Source organism: Actinoplanes sp. CA-015351 (assembly GCF_050955685.1).
Classification (GTDB): Bacteria; Actinomycetota; Actinomycetes; order Mycobacteriales; family Micromonosporaceae; genus Actinoplanes.
In genome coordinates this window covers 6,846,899-6,864,029 of record NZ_CP192102.1, presented here as the reverse complement: position 1 = coordinate 6,864,029, position 17,131 = coordinate 6,846,899, and the positions used below count along the sequence as shown (strand labels likewise).

The window sequence follows — 17,131 nt, the reverse complement described above, 5'->3', positions numbered from 1 at the left end:
GTACCCGAACAGGCAAACCTGCCGTGAGGCGGGGGCGCAAAGCCAGGGGCCTCCCCGAACGGAGGTAGCCCAGCCGCCGAAGGAGAAAGAAACACATGCGCTATCCACAAGCCCATGCGGCCAAGAGCGGCTCGATTCCGTTCGCGCTGCGTGGCAACAAGTCCATGCGAACGGCCCTGTCGGTCGCCGTAGCAGCGGCGGTGGGTCTGACCCCAACAGTCATGTTCACGTCCCCGGCATATGCCGCGCCTGCTCCGATCGTGATCAGCTCGCCCACCGTCACTGAGGGCGGCGACCTGCAGTTCGTGATCACCAGGGCGGCGAGCGCTGACAACGCCCCAGTGAGCGTCGGTCTGGCACTCACCGCCGGTCCCGCTGAGGAAGACGAGAGCTACGCGGCCACGGCCGGGTCTGACTACGTGAACTCGGTTCCGAGCACGGTCTCGGTCACCGGAACCACGGCGTTCTCGCGGACCATCACCGTGCGGACCATCGACGACGCGCTCTTCGAGGGTGGCCTTCCTGAGGTCGTGACCCTTACCGGAACCCCGGCGGGTGGGGATGCGATCCCGGCCACCGGCAAGATCAACGACAATGACGACGCGCCGAGTTACACGCTCAGCACCAACAGCCCGGTGACCGAGGGCAGCGGTTCGAAGGCGACAGTCACCGCGAAGCTCAGCGCGCCGTCCGGCTTCGAGACGGTCATCTCGCTGACCACGACGCCGGGTACGGCAGCTCCGGGTGAGAACCGGGACTACACGGACCTGGTGGACGGCTCGAGGACGATCACCATCGCGGCCGGCAAGACGAGCGGCACGAAGGACATCCTGATCGGCAAGGACGACACCCGTGACTCGGCCGACGTCGAGAACTTCACGGTGAACGCGTCCGCCACGGCCTCTCTTGTCGCGGCGCCGGCCAACACCTCGACCCAGGTGTCCATCACCGACATCGACCCGCTCCCCAAGATCAGCATTGCGGACGACGCGCCGAGCGAGGTCGACGAGGATGACGGGACCCTGGCGATTCCGCTGGACGTCAGCCTGACCCACGGCTCGGACAAGACCGTCACGGTGCGCTGGGACGCGGGTGCGCCGACCGCGAAGATCGAGGACCACGAGGTCGCGACGCCCGGGACTGACTTCTCGTACCCGGCGTCGACCCAGCGGACGGTCACCTTCAACCCGCGTGACGTCGAGGAGAGCGTCTCGGTCGCGATCACCGACGACTCGCTGTTCGAGGCGAACGAGGACTTCAGTGTCCAGCTCGCGAACCCGACCAACGCGGAACTCGGCACCGAGTCGAAGACCGACGTCACGATCGAGGACAACGACGACGCGGAAAAGCCCGAGATCACCATCGACACGGCGTCGGTGGACGAGGGGAACAGCGGCAAGGCCAGCCGGACCATCACGGCCAAGCTGAGCAAGGCCTCCGGCAGCCCTGTCAAGGTCAACTGGGCCGCCGCAGCGGCCGGTACCGACCTTCCGGACGCCTCCCCGGTGAAGGACTTCATCCCGAAGACCGGGTCGATCACCTTCCCCGCCGGAACCACGACCCAGACCTTCGCGGTCGACATCGTGGGCGACACCATCGACGAGATCAACACAGACCTCGACGGTGAGAACTTCCAGGTCACCCTGACCGGTGCGGTCAACGCGACCTCGGGCGAAGCGACCGCCGTGCTGATCAAGGACGACGACGACAAGCCGAAGATCTCGTTCGACGACATCGCGCTGCCCGAGGGCAACAGCACCGCCGCGGTGCTGGTGCCGGTGAAGCTGAGCAACGCCAGCAACCACACGCTGACGTTCGACCTCGAGGACGCCGGAACCGGAACGGCGCAGGCCGACGACACCGGTGTCGGTGGCGGTGACTACACGATGGGCGGCGGAACGGTCGTCGTCCGGCCGGAGACCACCTCCGGGTTCGGCGTCCTGCTGCTCAACGGTGACATGATCAACGAGAGCAACGAGACCGTCAACCTGGGACTCGACCCGCAGGGTGGCAGCGACCCTTACCTCAGCTCGACCTCTGAGGAAACGTCGGCCATCACGATCGAGAACGACGACAAGGCACCTGAATTCAAGATCAATGACGTCACCGGCCAGGAGGGCGACACGGTTCCGGTCACCGGTACCGTCACCGGCATCTCCGACCAGCCGATGACCGTGACGGTCTCGTTCGCCGGAGCCTCCGGCGGTGGCGCGAAGGCCGCCGAGGCCGCGGACTTCACCAACCCGGGCACCCAGACGGTCACGGTGGACGCGGGAACCGAGCCGGGCAGCGCGATCCCGATCGCCGACGTTCTGCTCACCGACGACGAGGCGAACGAGCCGAACGAGACCATCAAGGTCAGCGGCACCAGCCTGGGCAACTTCGGCATGGTCGGTGACGGCTGGGTCACCATCGCGGCCAGCGACGGTGGGAAGCCTGAGGAGCCGGGTGCGCCGACGATCGGGACCTCGACCGCGACGCTGACCGGTGTCGGCAACGCGATGATCTCGGGCAAGGCGAAGGCCGGCGCGACCGTCGACCTCTGGGGCAAGCCGTTCGGCGCGGAGAAGGCCGTGAAGATCAAGTCCGTGGTCGCCACCCCGGCCGGGGCCTACTCGTTCACGCACAAGATCAGTGAAGGCTTCATCTTCCAGACCTCGGTCGGCGAGCTGGTGTCGAAGGAGATCGCGGTTCGCATCAAGCAGAACCCGGTCCTGACGGCGACGTCGCCGAGCAAGGGCAACTTCACGGTCACCGTCACCGGTAACCCGAAGGACAACGGTCAGGACATCCTGGTCCAGAGCTGGGTCAGCGGTACCTGGAAGACCGTCTACAAGGGCAAGACCGGTAGCAACGGCGTCTACAGCATCAGCAAGAAGCTGGCCAGCGGATCGTCCCTGACGTTCCGGGCGTTCGTCGCCGGCGACACCTCGGTCGGCCTCCTGGGCGGCTGGAGCGTCTCCAAGAAGGTCACCGTCAAGTAATAGACCGGAATCCAGGAGCGGGGTGGCCGTCACGGTCACCCCGCTCTTTGCTTGAGTTTTGGCGGAAAGGTCAGTCCATCTCGACCACTGCCTGAGCGAACTGCGCGGAATAGAGCCTTGCGTACGCCCCCTCGGCCGCGATCAGGTCGTCATGAGTGCCCTGCTCGACGATGCTGCCGTTCTCCATCACCAGGATCACGTCGGCGTCGCGGATCGTGGAGAGCCGGTGGGCGATCACGAAGCTGGTCCGGCCGGTGCGCAGCGTGTTCATGGCCCGCTGGATCAGCACCTCGGTCCGCGTGTCCACCGAGCTGGTGGCCTCGTCCAGGATCAGGATGCTCGGCTCGGCCAGGAACGCCCGGGCGATCGTGAGGAGCTGCTTCTGCCCGGCGCTGATGTTCGAGCCCTCTTCGTCGATCTTGGTCTCGTAACCGTCCGGGAGCATCCGCACGAAACCGTCGACGTGCGCGGCCTCGGCGGCCTCGACGACAGTGGTCATGTCACGGTCGCCGGATTCCGGGGAGGCGCCGTATGCGAGGTTTTCCGCGATGGTGCCGCCGAACAGCCAGGTGTCCTGCAGGACCATGCCGATCTGCTCGCGCAGTTGTTCGCGGGGCATCGTGGCGATGTCCACGCCGTCCAGCGTGATCCGCCCGCCGGTCACGTCGTAGAACCGCATCAGCAGGTTGACCAGGGTGGTCTTGCCGGCGCCGGTGGGCCCGACGATCGCGACGGTCTGGCCGGGCTCGACGACCAGCGACAGGTTCTCGATGAGCGGCTTGTCCGGCAGGTACCGGAACGAGACGTCCTCGAACGTGATCCGCCCCTGGATGCGGGGCATCTCGACGGGTGCCGGGTCCGGGCTCTGCTCGGGCGCGTCGAGCAGGGCGAAGACCCGCTCGGCCGAGGCTACGCCGGACTGCACCAGGTTCGCCATGCTGGCGACCTGGGTGAGCGGCTGGCTGAACTGGCGGGAGTACTGGATGAACGCCTGCACCTCGCCGAGCGACAGGGTGCCGGACGCCACCCGCAGGCCGCCGACGACCGCGACGAGCACGTAGTTGACGTTCGAGATGAACATCATCGCGGGCTGGATCAGCCCGGAGACGAACTGGGCCCGGAAGCTGGACGCGTACAGCTTGTCGTTGTGCTCGCGGAACGTGTCGGCCGCCTCGTGCTGCCGTCCGAAGACCTTGACCAGCGTGTGGCCGGTGAACATCTCCTCGATGTGGCCGTTGAGCTGGCCGGTCACCTTCCACTGGGCGACGAACTGCGGCTGGGACCGCTTGCCGATCGCGGTGGTCAGCCAGATCGACAACGGCACCGTCACCAGCGCGATGAGCGCCAGCAAAGGCGAGATCCAGAACATCACCCCGAGTACGCCGACGATCATCAGCAACGCCGTGACGAGCTGGGCGAACGTCTGCTGAAGCGTCTGCGCGATGTTGTCGGTGTCGTTGGTGGCCCGGCTGAGCACCTCACCACGCGCCTGCTTGTCGAAGTAGGAGAGCGGCAGCCGGGACAGCTTGATCTCGACCTGCTGACGGAGCTCGTAGACGGCCGTCTGCACGACCCGGGCGGTGAGCCGGCCCTGCAGGACGCCGAACACCCAGGCGAACAGGTAGATCACCGCCACCCAGGTGAGGACGTGCCACAGCTTGGTGAAGTCGATGCCCTGGCCGGGCACCGCGCCGGAGCCGGCGAGCACGTCGGCGATGCCGTCGTCGCCGCGGGCGCGGAGCCCGGCGATCGCCTCCGCCTTCGAGGTGCCGGCCGGGAACATCCGGCCGATCACGCCATTGAAGATCACGTCGGTGGCCTTGCCGAGCAGGTACGGGCCGATCACCGAGAGAGTCACGCTGGCGACGCCGAAGGCCATCACCGCGGCGACCAGGGCACGCTGGGGTTTCAGCAGGCCGAGCAGGCGCTTGGTGGAGCCCTTGAAGTCCTGGAGTTTCTCCGGCGGTCCGCCCGCCATCATCATCCGGGCGGCCGGCGGGCCACCCATGGGCCGCGGCTGCGGCCGGTTCTCGGTGCTCATCGAGTTACCGCTTCCTCTGCCGTGAGCTGCGAAAGTACGATCTCGCGGTACGTCGGGTTGGACTCCATGAGGTCGTCGTGGGTGCCGGTGCCGACCACCTTGCCGTCGTCCAGCACGATGATCCGGTCGGCCTCGCGGATCGTGCTGACCCGCTGGGCCACGATCACCACGGTCGCCTGGTTCCCCTCGTCGGCGGTCAGGTACGCGGTGAGGGCGGACCGCAGCGCCGCGTCGGTGGCGTAATCGAGCGCCGAGAACGAGTCGTCGAACAGGTAGATCTCCGGCCGGTGCACCAGCGTCCGGGCGATGGCGAGCCGCTGCCGCTGACCGCCGGAGACGTTCGTGCCGCCCTGCGCGATCGGGGCGTCGAGCTGCCCGTCCATCCGCTCGACGAAGTCCTTGGCCTGGGCGATCTCCAGGGCTTTCCAGAGGTCCTCGTCGGTGGCGTCCGGGTTGCCGTACCGCAGGTTGGAGGCGACGGTTCCGGTGAACAGGTATGGCCGCTGCGGCACCAGGCCGACAGTGCGGGAGAGCAGGCCCGGGTCCAGCTCGCGGACGTCGACGCCGTCGACGAGTACCGTGCCACCTGTCGCGTCGAAGAGCCTGGGTACGAGGTTGAGCAGGGTCGTCTTGCCACTGCCGGTGCTGCCGATGATCGCTGTCACTTCACCGGGGTGCGCTTTGAGGCGTACCCCGGAAAGGACCGCGGCCTCGGCGCCCGGATAGCGGAAGTCGACGTCGGCGAGCTCGAGCTCGCCGTGGCGAGCGAGCGTGGTGATCGGTGACGCAGGCGGCGTCACGCTGCTGTCGGTGTCGGTCACTTCCTTGATGCGCTCGGCGCAGACCTCGGCGCGCGGGATCATCATAAACATGAAAGTTGCCATCATAATGGACATAAGGATCTGCATCAGGTAGCTGATGAACGCGGTCAGCTCGCCGACCTGCATGCCGCCGGAATCGATCCGGTGCCCGCCGAACCAGACCACCGCGACGCTGGAGATGTTCACGATCAGCATCACGGTCGGGAACATCAGCGCCATGATCCGGCCGACCTTCAGCGAGACGTCGGTCAGATCGTCGTTGGCGACGCCGTATCGCTGCTGCTCGTGCTCGTCGCGGACGAACGCCCGGATCACCCGGATGCCGGTGATCTGCTCGCGCATCACCTGGTTGACCCGGTCGAGGCGCACCTGCATGAGGCGGAACAGCGGCCGCATCCGCGAGATGATCAGGCCCACCACGACGATCAGCAGCGGCACGATGATCAGCAGCAGCGAGGAGAGCGGGACGTCCTCGCGCAGCGCCAGCACGATGCCGCCGACGCACATGATCGGCGCCGACACCATCAGCGTGAAGGTGAGCAGCACCAGCATCTGGATCTGCTGGACGTCGTTGGTGGTCCGGGTGATCAGCGAGGGGGCGCCGAACTGCCCGACCTCGCGGGCCGAGAACGTCTGGACCCGATCGAAGATCGAGGCGCGCAGGTCGCGCCCGACGGCCATCGCGGTACGCGCACCGAAATAGACCGCCACGGACTGAGCGGCGATCTGGAGCACCGTGATGCCCAGCATGCCGCCGCCGACCCGCAGCACGTAACCGGTGTCGCCCTGGACGACACCCTTGTCGATGATGTCGGCGTTGAGCGCCGGCAGGTAGAGCGTCGCCAGCGTCTGCAGGAACTGGAACGCCACCACGAGGGCGATCGCAGTCCGGTAAGGACGCAGGTGGACGCGAAGTAGTTTGATCAGCACGTCGTCCGATCCCCCCGCTTGTCGTCTTTGATCAGGATTCCGTCCAACAGCAGCGTCGCCAGATCGGTGCCGCGGAACTCTTCCGGGTCACCGAACGGGCCGAACGCGTTCGCCCCGCAGTGCAGCAGGAGCAGCCGGGCCGCCCGGTCCGGCGGGATGCGCAGCAGGTCCACGTCCGCCTCGAAGATTTCGACGACCGCCTCGTGCATCCGCTGCCGGGAGTCCGCCATGCGCTGCTGGGCACCCGCGTCCGGAGCGGTCTCGAAGAACAGCCGGCGTGCCGCGTGCATGAGGTGGGCGCCCTCGATGAACCGGTTGTGCACGATCTCGGCCGCCTCGGCGACCCGCTGCCGCAGGCCGGCGCCGCGATCGATCGCGGCCAGCGCGTCAAGCGTCGGCTGCGGGTCGAGCGCCTTGACCAGCGAGCAGACCACGAGCTGGCTCTTGCTCTCGAAGACGCCGAAGATCGTGCCCTCGGCGACGCCGGCGGCGCTCGCGATCTGCCGGGTGCTCACGTCGGTGCCGTGCGCGTGCAGCAACGGGATGGTCGCCGCGATGAGTGCCTCACGGCGTTCCTCCGGCGCCATGGCAGGCACCCGCCTGCGCTTGGATTCGAAAGCGGGCCCGGTCTCCATGCCGGCCACTCTAATGAGCGAGTACTCACTCAGCCACTGACTTTTGTCATGGGGGTGCCCGTCGAACCGGATCGGGTGCCCTGGCGTATGAACAGAACGTGAGCCACGAAAAGCCGTACCGCCGCGTTGCAAGGCACTCGACCACGGGATTCGCTGCCGTTCTGGTCTTCCTGGCACTGATCGTGCCGGACCAGATCTTCCGTCTGCCGCCCGGAAATTCGGTCATCACCGCCCTGCTGCGCGTCCCGGTCGAGGCATTGGTGGCCGGAGCGATCCTGCTCCTGCTCCCGCAACGGGGGCGCCTCGGCCGGGTCCGGCGGCCGCTCGCCGCCGGGCTGGGTGTGCTGCTCGGCCTGCTCACGGTCGTGAAGCTCATCGACATCGGGTTCTTCGCGGTGCTGGCCCGCCGGTTCGACCCGGTCCTCGACTGGATCCTTGTCGACGACGGCTTCAACTTCCTGACCGACTCGGTCGGCAAGGCCGCCGCGATCGGTGCCGCCGCCGGTGCCGTCGTACTCGCCGTAGCCCTGATTGCCGGGATGACCTGGGCGGTCATGCGGCTGGCCGGCGTGATGACCGCCCACCGCGCCGGGGCCTGGCGGGGCCTCGGCGCGGTGGGTGTCGCCTGGATCGCGCTCACCGCTGTCGGCTTTCAGCTGATCGGCGGCATCCCGGTGGCGTCGTACACCGCCGCCGAGCTGGCCGCGCACACCGCGCTGGCGCTGCCCAACGACCTGAAGGACCGCAAACGGTTCGCCGAAGAGGTCCAGATCGACGCGTTCCGCGACCGGCCCGCCGACCAGCTGCTCACCGCGCTGCGGGACAAGGACGTGGTCGTCTCGTTCGTGGAGAGCTACGGCCGGGACGCGCTGGAGAACCCCCAGTTCAACGGTGCGGTGCAGACGAGCCTCACGGCGAACAGCGACAAGCTCAGGAAAGCCGGCTTCACGTCGCGCAGCGGATTCCTCACGTCATCGACCGCCGGTGGCGGCAGCTGGCTCGCGCACGCCACGTTCCTCTCCGGGCTGTGGATCGACAACGAGCAGCGGTACCGCAGCCTCGTCTCCACCGACCGGCTCACCCTGACCAGGGCGTTCGCGAACTCCGGGCATCGCGCGGTAGGCGTCGAGCCGGGCATCACGTTCGCCTGGCCCGAGGGTCAGTTCTACGGGTACGACCACATCTACGACTCACACACCCTGGGATACAACGGCCCCGCCTTCAGCTGGTCCACGATGCCCGACCAGTTCGTGATGTCGGCCTTCCAGAAGCTGGAGTACGCGAAGACCAACCGGGACAAGCTGCTCGCCGAGATCACGCTGACCTCCAGCCACACCCCGTGGTCGCCGGTGCCGAGCATGGTCGGCTGGGACGAGGTCGGCGACGGCAGCGTGTACGGCCCGATGGTCACCGGCGTCGAGTCACCGCAGAGCCTGTGGAAGGACACCGACCGGGTCAAGACCGAGTACGCGAAATCAATCGCGTACTCCCTCGACAGCCTCCTCGGCCACACCGCCGAGTACGGCAAGGACGACCTGGTGATGGTCTTCCTCGGCGACCACCAGCCGGCGCCGGTCGTGGTCGGGCAGAACGCCACCCACGACGTGCCGATCACGATCGTCGCGAAGGACCCGAAGGTCTTCGACCGGATCAAGGCGTGGGGCTGGACCGACGGGCTCCAGCCGGCGCCGGACGCGCCGGTCTGGCGGATGGACACCTTCCGGGACCGATTCCTGACGGCGTTCGGCCCGGACGGCGATCCGCACTGATCTATGGTCTTAAAACCCCGGTGTCGATGAGCGTCCGCTGAGCAGACGCGTCACTCAGATAATCGACGAAAAGCTCGGCGGCGGGGGAGTCGGTGAGGGCGGCAACGGTCAGCCGCCCACTCCCGAACTCCGCCTTTTCCCTGGTCACGCCGCTCAGCGCCGCCGCGTCATCGGTCGCGACCACGTCCGGCGGCTCGCCGCCGGCTATCTGCCGGGTCAGGCTCGCATTGCTGGTGTACGCCGTAACGACGAAAGCCCGCGGGTTCCGAGCCTGGAAATCGTCCCGGATCAGGTCGAACGCCTCACTGAGCGTGGCGGACGCCAGCACCTTGATCTCACCGGTGGCCTCCGGCGCGAGACTCGTGGCCGGCACTCCGCCGATCCTTTCGTCGCCACCGCTCTCAGCTGTCGGCGAGGCACAGCCGCCGAGCGCCAGCACGGTCAGCAGCAGGAATCCGATCCTTTTCACCGTCATGGGCTCTCCGACGCAGCCGCTGCGGGTTCGGTGCCCTATCCCGCCGAGTTGCAGTTGTCCGGTGGCTTGTCTTACGGCAAAAGGTGGCAAATCACCCGACGTCCAGGGCGTTGCGCACGTCACTTTCACGCCGCATGCTGGTGGGCGTGCCAGAACGCATCGCCGAAGTCACCGCCCTGCTCGCCGAGGTGCTGGCACCGCGCGCCCCACTCACCGTGATCGTCGACGGTGGCAATCCCGGTGCCGCGGCCGCCTTCGCCTCCTGCCTCGCCGCAGCGTTCCCGTCCTCGTCCCGGGCCTGGAGCATCGACGCCGTGCTCGGTGTGACCGGCCCGGGCGGCGGCCTGTCCGACTCGGCGCTCAACGTCCTCGAACCGGCCACCGACCGCATCCTGGTCTTCCTGCGCGGCGGCCCGCGCCACCGTTTTGCCGAGGGCGACGGCGAGCGCCGCGCCCAGGTGGTGATCGACCACCGTGACCCGGAGTGGCCGGTGATCCGGCATCTCCACCCCGACCTGGCTGACCCCGACCGGTGGTACCTCACGGAGAGCCGCGCCTTCTTCGCCGCCAAGGCCACCGACTGGGACACCAAGTTCGGCGACGACATCCCCCGTTACACCGAGGCAGTCCGCCTGGCCGGCGTCCAGCCCGGCGACGTCGTCCTGGACGTCGGCTGCGGCACAGGCCGGGCCCTGCCCTCCCTGGCCGCCGCGGCAGCGGCCGGGCCGGCGGGACGGGTGATCGGCCTGGACTTCACCCCGGACATGCTGGACACCGCCCGCAAGGCCGGCCGGGACCAGTGCGCCGACCTGGTCCTCGCCGACGCCCGCAGGCTACCCGTCGCCGATGCCACTGCCGACGTGATCTTCGCGGCCGGCCTGGTCCACCACCTGCCCGACCCGGCGGCCGGCCTGACCGAACTCGCCCGAGCCACCCGCCCCGGCGGCACCCTGGCCATCTTCCAGCCCACCGGCCGAGCTCAGCTCGCCGCCAGACACGGCCGAACCCTGCGCCCCGACGAGCCGATGAGCGAAGACCGCCTGGGCACCCTGCTGGCCGAGTCAGGCTGGCAACTGAACTCGTACGTCGACGTCCCCGACCGCTTCCTGGCCCTGGCAACCCGCCACTGACCTACCGCTCCCACCCGGCGCCCCTTTCTCGATCGTGAGCGACTTCCGGCAGCCTGGCGCGCGCTCGGGTTCCGCCATTTGTGCACCCGGCGGCGGGTTCGGGGTGGCGTGGCGGTTTCTCGGTGCGAGCTGCCGTTCGGAGATCTTGTGCGGTTTAGCCGGCTGATCGACCACAAGTGCACGAGTTTGCGGGGGCGGCTATCCGTGGCGTGTTGATTTCGGGTGGTTGGGGAGTGTTGTGGTGACGTTCGGCCACCACGGCAGGTGGACCGTGCTGGATCTTGGAGACTCGTGGGTGTTCAATCCCCACAGGTCTCCAAGGTTCGGCAAACGCGGTGCTTCACGGTTTCGGCGTGGTGAGCGCGGTGCTTCACGGTTTCGGCGTGGTGAGCGCGGTGCTTCACGGTTTCGGCGTGGTGAACGCGGCGCTTCGCCGATCTTGTGGACTTCAGCGAACCGTTTGCGCGTAACTCCGCAAGATCGGCCAGACCTGTTCGATCTTGTGGAGGTGTGCGGGCACGTCTGCGGCTAAGTCCACAAGATCCAGGCCGAGCGGCGCGGGGCGGGGCGGAGCGCGGGCGGGGCGGAGCGCGGGCGGGGCAGAGCGCGGGTCGGGGCAGAGCGCGGGGCGGGGCAGAACGGGGGCCTTGAGGCCCGAAGAAGGGGATTTCACCGGCCGGAAACATGGGTGGCGGCGTGTGCGCCGACACGGCTGGGACTGTCGCCGAAGTAGGTGTGGCGTGCAAGGCTGCATAGGGTTGTGACGGGAGAGCGGGGAAGCAGCCATGGGAATGGTCAAGGTCGTGGGGCTGGTTCTGCATCCGCGACGGGACTGCGGTTCGGCGGTCGACGCGATCGTGAACTGGGCGGCCGAGCGGGGTGTCACCGTGCTCGGGTTGCCGGACGAGATCACCAGGATCGCGTGCAGTGCTGTCGCGGTGCCCGTCGAGGAGATGGTGGAACGCGCCGGGCTGCTGGTCAGCCTGGGTGGCGACGGCACCATGCTGCGTACGATGCGCCTGGTCGAGGGGCGCAAGACGCCGGTGCTCGGCGTCAATGTCGGCCGGCTCGGGTTCCTCGCCGAGGTGGACCTGCCCGACCTGGGTGAGGCGCTGTCGTCGATCGACGACCATCGGTACCGGGTGGAGTCGCGTACCGCCGTGCGGACGATTCTGCCGGACGGGCGTGAGGTGACCGCCTTCAACGACATCGCCCTGGTCCGGGTGCCCGGTCACGGGCTGGCCGCGGTGGGGATCCGGGTCGAGGACCACGGTTTCGTCAACTACGCGGCCGACGCCGTGATCGTCGCCACACCGACCGGGTCGACCGCCTACAGCTTCTCGGCCGGTGGGCCGATCGTCTCGCCGAACGTCGAGGCTCTGATCGTCAGCGCGGCCGCCGCGCACTCCTCGTTCAACCGCTCGCTGGTTCTGGACACCTCCGAGAAGGTCAGCCTGGACGTGCTGCCGACCAGCGGCCGGCTCGCCATCGAGGTCGACGGCATCATCGAGGGGTACGCCGAACCCGGCGCCCGCCTCGAGATTCAGCCCCTGCCGGCCGCCGCCCAGGTGATCCGGTTCGGACGCACCTCGTTCTACGAGCGGGCCCGCCGCAAGCTGCGGGTCGAGGGCAGCGCCCAGGTCGGCGCGGCCGAGCCCGGCGACGCCGTGGTGGTCGACAGCTTCGAACAGCAGCGGTACGAAGTGATGCTCGGCGGCGAGGTCGCCGGAGTGCTGCACTACCGCCGCCACGGCGACCGGGTCGAGCTGCTGCACACTGAGGTCGACCAGGCGTTCTCCGGCCGTGGCCTGGCCGGCCGGCTCGCCTCGGCGGCGTTCGCCGACGCCCGCTCGCGCTCCGCGGAGGTCGTCGCCACCTGCCCGTTCGTGATGTCCTATCTCGAACGCCATCCCGAAAACGCCGACATCGTGACCCAGAGCTGAGGTATTGACTATGGGCCAGCCCGCGATTCTCACCGTCGACGACGACCCCTCGGTCTCCCGGGCCATCGCCCGCGACCTGCGCCGCCGGTACGGCGACACGTACCGGATCATCCGGGCCTCGTCCGCCTCCGAAGCCCTCGACGTGCTGCGGGAGCTGAAACTGCGCGGCGGCCGGGTCGCGGTGATGCTCGCCGACTACCGGATGCCGCAGATGAACGGCATCGAGTTCCTGGAGCAGGCGATGGACCTGTTCCCGCACGCGCGGCGGGCACTGCTCACCGCGTACGCGGACACCGACGCCGCGATCCAGGCCATCAACGTGGTCGACGTCGACCACTACCTGCTCAAGCCGTGGGACCCGCCGGAGGAGAAGCTGTACCCGGTGCTGGACGCGCTGCTCGACGCGTGGCAGGCGACCGGCGACACCGAACTGCCGGACATCCGGGTGGTCGGCCACCGGTGGAGCGAGCCGTCGTTCCAGATCCGTGACTTCCTGGCGCGCAACCTGGTTCCGTACCGGTACTTCGGCGCCGACGAGCCTGAGGGCCGCCGCCTGCTGGAGGCGGCGAACGCCGGTCCGGAGTCGGTGCCGCTCGTGGTCACCGCTGATGGGCGCGCCCTGAGCCGGCCGACCGTGCAGCAGGTCGCCGAGGTGGCCGGCCTCTCCACCAGCCCGGGCCGCGACTTCTACGACCTGATCATCGTGGGTGGCGGGCCGGCCGGGCTCGGCGCGGCCGTTTACGGCGGCTCGGAAGGCCTCAAGACCCTGCTTGTCGAACGGCAGGCGGTCGGCGGGCAGGCCGGGCAGAGCTCCCGGATCGAGAATTATCTCGGATTCCCGGACGGGATCTCCGGCGCCCAGCTCACCGAGCGGGCCCGGCGTCAGTCCGACAAGTTCGCGGCCGAGACGCTGAACACCCGCGAGGTGGTCGGGCTGCGGGCCGACGGCTCGGCGCGGACGCTGACCCTCGCCGACGGCCGGGAGATCTCCTCGCACGCGATCCTGCTGGCCACCGGCGTCTCGTACCGTCCGCTGATCGCCGACGGCGTGGCCGGCCTGACCGGTTCCGGTGTCTTCTACGGCTCGGCGTCGACCGAGGGGCCGGCCTGCTCCGGCACCGACGTCTACATCGTCGGCGGGGCCAACTCCGCCGGTCAGGCCGCGCTCTTCTTCGCGAAGTACGCGCGGAAGGTCACCCTGCTGGTCCGCGGTGACTCCCTCGAGTCGTCGATGTCGTACTACCTGATCCAGCAGCTCGCCCAGATCGAGAACATCGAGGTGCGTACCCGCTGCGAGGTGATCGGGGCGCAGGGCGACGGGCACCTGCAGGCGATCACCATCTGTGACAGCAAGGACGGGACGAAAGCCACCGTCGAGTGCGGTTACCTCTTCGTGTTCATCGGGGCGGAGCCGCGTACCGATTGGCTCGGCGACACCCTGGTGCGCGACGGGAAGGGCTTCATCCGTACGGGTCCGGATCTCGTCGGAAACGGTGAGCGGCCGCGGGGATGGGATCGGGACCGGGATCCGTTCTATCTGGAGAGCAGTGTCCCCGGCATCTTCGCCGCCGGCGACGTCCGGGCCAACTCGATCAAACGGGTGGCCTCGGCGGTCGGCGAGGGAGCGATGGCCGTCGCGCTGGTCCACCGCTATCTGGAGGCGCAGTAACCCATGACCATCGAGACTGAAGAGATCCGGCTCGAACCGTGTGAGCCCGGTGCGCTCACCCCGGACGAACTGCGCACCCTCTTCCTCTTCGAGAAGCTGACCGACGAGCAGCTGTCCTGGCTCGCCGAGCACGGCTGCACGATGCGGGTTCCCGGCGGTGGGCTGGTGCTGCGTGAGGGCGACCCGGCCGAGTCGTTCTTCGTGCTGCTCAGCGGCACGATCGCGCTGACCCGGCGGGTCGGCGCTGACGACGTGGAGACGACCCGGACCGAGCAGCGTGGCGTCTACATGGGCGCGACCCAGGCCTATCTGCGCGACGACGGTCTGCCCCGCAAGTACCAGGCGTCGATGCGGGCGCTCTCCGACTCCGAGTTCTTCACGGTCTCCGCCGCTGACTTCGGCCACCTCATGCGGGACTGGTTCCCGATGGCGATCCACCTGCTCGAAGGCCTCGCGCTCGGCATCGCCAGCTCGCAGGCGGCGATCGGCGAACGGCAGCGGCTCGCCGCGCTCGGCGCCCTCTCCGCCGGCCTCATGCACGAGCTGAACAACCCGGCAGCCGCGGCTGCCCGGGCCACCGGCGCGCTGCGCCAGCGGGTCGCCGCGATGCGGATGAAACTCGGCAAGCTCGCCGCCGGCAAGGTCGCCCCGGACCGGCTCACCGCGCTGCTCGAACTCCAGGAGGAGGTCATCGAGCGGGCCGCGAAAGCGCCGGTGCTGACCGCCATGCAGACCGCCGACCTGGAGGACGAGCTCGGCGACTGGATGGACGAGCACAACATCACCGGCGGCTGGGACGTCGCACCGGTCTTCGCCCAGGGCGGCATCGACACCGAGTGCCTCTCCCAGATCGAGGCCCGGCTCGCCTCGGCGGAGTTGCTGGACCAGGCGATCCACTGGATCGGGTACGCCTTGGAGACCGAGCAGCTGATGACCGACATCGAGGACGCCACCGGACGGGTGTCGTCGCTGGTGTCGGCCGCGAAGCAGTACTCGCACCTGGACCGGGCCGCACACCAGTGGATCGACGTGCACGGCGGGCTGGACAGCACCCTGGTGATGCTCGGCCACAAGATCGGTGACGGCGTCCGGGTGGTCAAGGACTACGACCGGACGCTGCCGCAGGTCCCGGCCCACCCGGCGGAGCTGAACCAGGTGTGGACGAACCTGATCGACAACGCGGTGCACGCGATGAAGGGCCAGGGGACGCTCACCATCCGGACGTACCGGGAGGACGACTCGGTGGTGGTGTCGGTGGCCGACGACGGGCCGGGGATGCCGCCCGAGGTGCGTAAGCGGGTCTTCGAGCCGTTCTTCACCACGAAACCGGTGGGCGAGGGGACCGGCCTGGGGCTGGACATCTCGTACCGGATCGTGGTGAACGGTCATGGCGGGGACATTCAGGTTTCTTCCGAACCGGGGAACACCCGCTTCTCGGTGCGGCTCCCGATCACCGAACCCGCGTCCGTTTAAAGCAATCCGCGCACATATGCGGCCTGGCCGGCATGCTGGGCGTCGTCGTCGATGATGCTGACGAGGCGTACGCCCAGCGTGACCGGCGGGTCCCAGTTGTCGTCGACGACACGGTCCAGGTCCTGGTCCGTGATGCCGCCCAGGTATTCGAGCGTCCGGGCATGCACGGCCGCGTAGTAATCGATCAGAGCCTGGGCGCTCTCCGGGGCCACCGCGGCGACCTGCTGCGGTGAGTGGCCGTAACCGCTGTCCGACGGGTCCGGCTTCAGGCCGAAACGCGCGGCCCAGTCGCCGGTGAGATAGACCTGGTCCTGCTCCAGCAACTCGGCGATGTGCGAGTCCTGGACCCGGGTCAGGTGCCAGACCAGCCAGCCGATCGTGTTCGCGCCGGGTTTCGGGGCCCAGCGGAGCTGCTCGGGCGTGAGGTCGTGGACGGCGGCCTCGACCAGCTCGGGCAGCCGGCCGTGCGCCTCGATCAGGATGTCCTTGGCGTCCATGTCACTCACCCTCGGTCGTCGTCTCGGTGCCGGTGTCAGCCTGCCCCGTCTCGTCGGCCGGCGCTGCGGGCGCCGGGGCGTCGGTCGGCTCGGCCGTCTCCGCCTCGGTCTGCTCCGGGGCCGGTGCCGTGGTCTCCTCGGCGGCAGGCTCGGTGGCCTCGCCCGCGGGCTCGGTCGTCGCCGCCGTGCCGGGCTCCTGCTCCTTCTTCTCTTCCTTCTTGTCCTGAGTCGTGTCGCCCTTGTTCCCGGACAGCTGGACCAGGGTCGGGTTGCTGCCGCTTCCGCCGCCGGTGGCCTGCCCGGCCGACTGCCCGGTGACCAGCTCGACCGCGGTCAGCGTGCCCAGGCCCAGGACGAAGAGCGCTCCGGCCACCACGCCCACCCGCTTCCAGCGGATCTGCCGGGGCGGCTCCGGCTGGGACGGCGGCTCGGGTGCTGCCGCGACCTCGGGCGTACCGACCGCCGCAGGCGCGGTGACGAAGGCGGACTGCAACTTCTTCGTGCCGTGATCCAGATAGCGGTGGTAGACCTCGGTGCCGACCGAGCTGATCAGGCTCGCCACCGCGGCACCGATGATCGTGCCGGCGACACCGAGGTACGAGCCGACGACCGCCGCCGAGACAGCGGCCAGAGTGCCGGCGAGCGTCTTCGGGACATCGATGTTCGGCAGGATCCGAGGTTGAGCCTGGTCGGACATTTCCCTCCTCCGGGATTCAGGGCTATCAGCGCCAGCTTCTAGCCTTTACCACCCGCCCCAGGGCTAA

The 17,131-nt window shown here is 68.6% G+C and carries 12 protein-coding genes and 1 riboswitch; of the genes, 6 read left to right on the top strand and 6 right to left on the bottom strand.

Features of this window, described 5'->3' with window-relative positions; genetic code table 11:
- Position 1: 1 nt before the first annotated feature.
- Positions 2–81: riboswitch (cyclic di-GMP riboswitch) on the top strand.
- A 14-nt stretch (positions 82–95) separates the two neighbouring features.
- Positions 96–2,984, top strand: a complete 2,889-nt coding sequence (locus ACQP2E_RS31145) for a Calx-beta domain-containing protein (RefSeq protein ID WP_433826518.1) — start codon at positions 96–98, stop codon at positions 2,982–2,984.
- A gap of 70 nt (positions 2,985–3,054) precedes the next feature.
- Here ACQP2E_RS31145 and ACQP2E_RS31140 read toward each other — a convergent pair whose 3' ends face one another.
- Genes ACQP2E_RS31140 through ACQP2E_RS31130 form a run of 3 tightly spaced genes read right to left on the bottom strand, consistent with a single transcriptional unit; the run spans position 3,055 to position 7,411 of the window.
- Complete coding sequence (locus tag ACQP2E_RS31140; RefSeq protein ID WP_433826516.1) at positions 3,055–5,025, bottom strand: ABC transporter ATP-binding protein; 1,971 nt, start codon at positions 5,023–5,025, stop codon at positions 3,055–3,057.
- On the bottom strand, positions 5,022–6,776 hold the full coding sequence (locus ACQP2E_RS31135) for an ABC transporter ATP-binding protein (RefSeq protein WP_433826514.1): 1,755 nt from the start codon (positions 6,774–6,776) through the stop codon (positions 5,022–5,024). The genes ACQP2E_RS31140 and ACQP2E_RS31135 overlap by 4 nt, the downstream gene beginning before the upstream one ends.
- Positions 6,770–7,411: a TetR/AcrR family transcriptional regulator gene (locus ACQP2E_RS31130; protein ID WP_433826513.1), complete on the bottom strand. Its 642-nt coding sequence runs from the start codon at positions 7,409–7,411 to the stop codon at positions 6,770–6,772. The genes ACQP2E_RS31135 and ACQP2E_RS31130 overlap by 7 nt, the downstream gene beginning before the upstream one ends.
- Positions 7,412–7,509: 98 nt before the next feature.
- Between ACQP2E_RS31130 and ACQP2E_RS31125 the strand changes: the two genes are divergently transcribed.
- A complete protein-coding gene (locus ACQP2E_RS31125) occupies positions 7,510–9,180 on the top strand; it encodes a sulfatase (RefSeq protein WP_433826512.1) in 1,671 nt (556 codons plus the stop codon).
- Between the two features lies 1 nt (position 9,181).
- Here the strand turns inward: ACQP2E_RS31125 and ACQP2E_RS31120 are convergent, their stop codons facing one another.
- Positions 9,182–9,655 carry a substrate-binding domain-containing protein gene (locus ACQP2E_RS31120; RefSeq protein WP_433826511.1) on the bottom strand — a complete coding sequence of 158 codons (474 nt, stop codon included), beginning with the start codon at positions 9,653–9,655 and terminating at the stop codon, positions 9,182–9,184.
- A 146-nt stretch (positions 9,656–9,801) separates the two neighbouring features.
- On the opposite strand from ACQP2E_RS31120, the gene ACQP2E_RS31115 reads away from it, so the two are divergent.
- The 4 genes from ACQP2E_RS31115 (at position 9,802) to ACQP2E_RS31100 (ending at position 15,870) form a co-directional block, all read left to right on the top strand.
- On the top strand, positions 9,802–10,785 hold the full coding sequence (locus tag ACQP2E_RS31115; protein WP_433826510.1) for a class I SAM-dependent methyltransferase: 984 nt from the start codon (positions 9,802–9,804) through the stop codon (positions 10,783–10,785).
- A gap of 791 nt (positions 10,786–11,576) precedes the next feature.
- Entirely contained in the window at positions 11,577–12,728 is a 1,152-nt protein-coding gene (locus ACQP2E_RS31110) for an NAD(+)/NADH kinase (RefSeq protein WP_433826509.1), read from the top strand.
- 10 nt (positions 12,729–12,738) lie between these two features.
- Positions 12,739–14,397 (top strand): FAD-dependent oxidoreductase, encoded by a 1,659-nt coding sequence (locus ACQP2E_RS31105; protein ID WP_433826508.1) that lies wholly within the window; start codon positions 12,739–12,741, stop codon positions 14,395–14,397.
- A 3-nt stretch (positions 14,398–14,400) separates the two neighbouring features.
- The gene (locus tag ACQP2E_RS31100; RefSeq protein WP_433826506.1) at positions 14,401–15,870 is read left to right on the top strand and encodes an ATP-binding protein; all 1,470 of its coding nucleotides are present in this window, start codon (positions 14,401–14,403) and stop codon (positions 15,868–15,870) included.
- On the opposite strand, the gene ACQP2E_RS31095 is transcribed toward ACQP2E_RS31100, so the two are convergent.
- A complete protein-coding gene (locus ACQP2E_RS31095) occupies positions 15,867–16,367 on the bottom strand; it encodes a mycothiol transferase (protein ID WP_433826505.1) in 501 nt (166 codons plus the stop codon). The genes ACQP2E_RS31100 and ACQP2E_RS31095 overlap by 4 nt on opposite strands.
- Position 16,368: 1 nt before the next feature.
- Positions 16,369–17,064 (bottom strand): hypothetical protein, encoded by a 696-nt coding sequence (locus ACQP2E_RS31090; RefSeq protein WP_433826504.1) that lies wholly within the window; start codon positions 17,062–17,064, stop codon positions 16,369–16,371.
- Between the last annotated feature and the right edge of the window lie 67 nt (positions 17,065–17,131).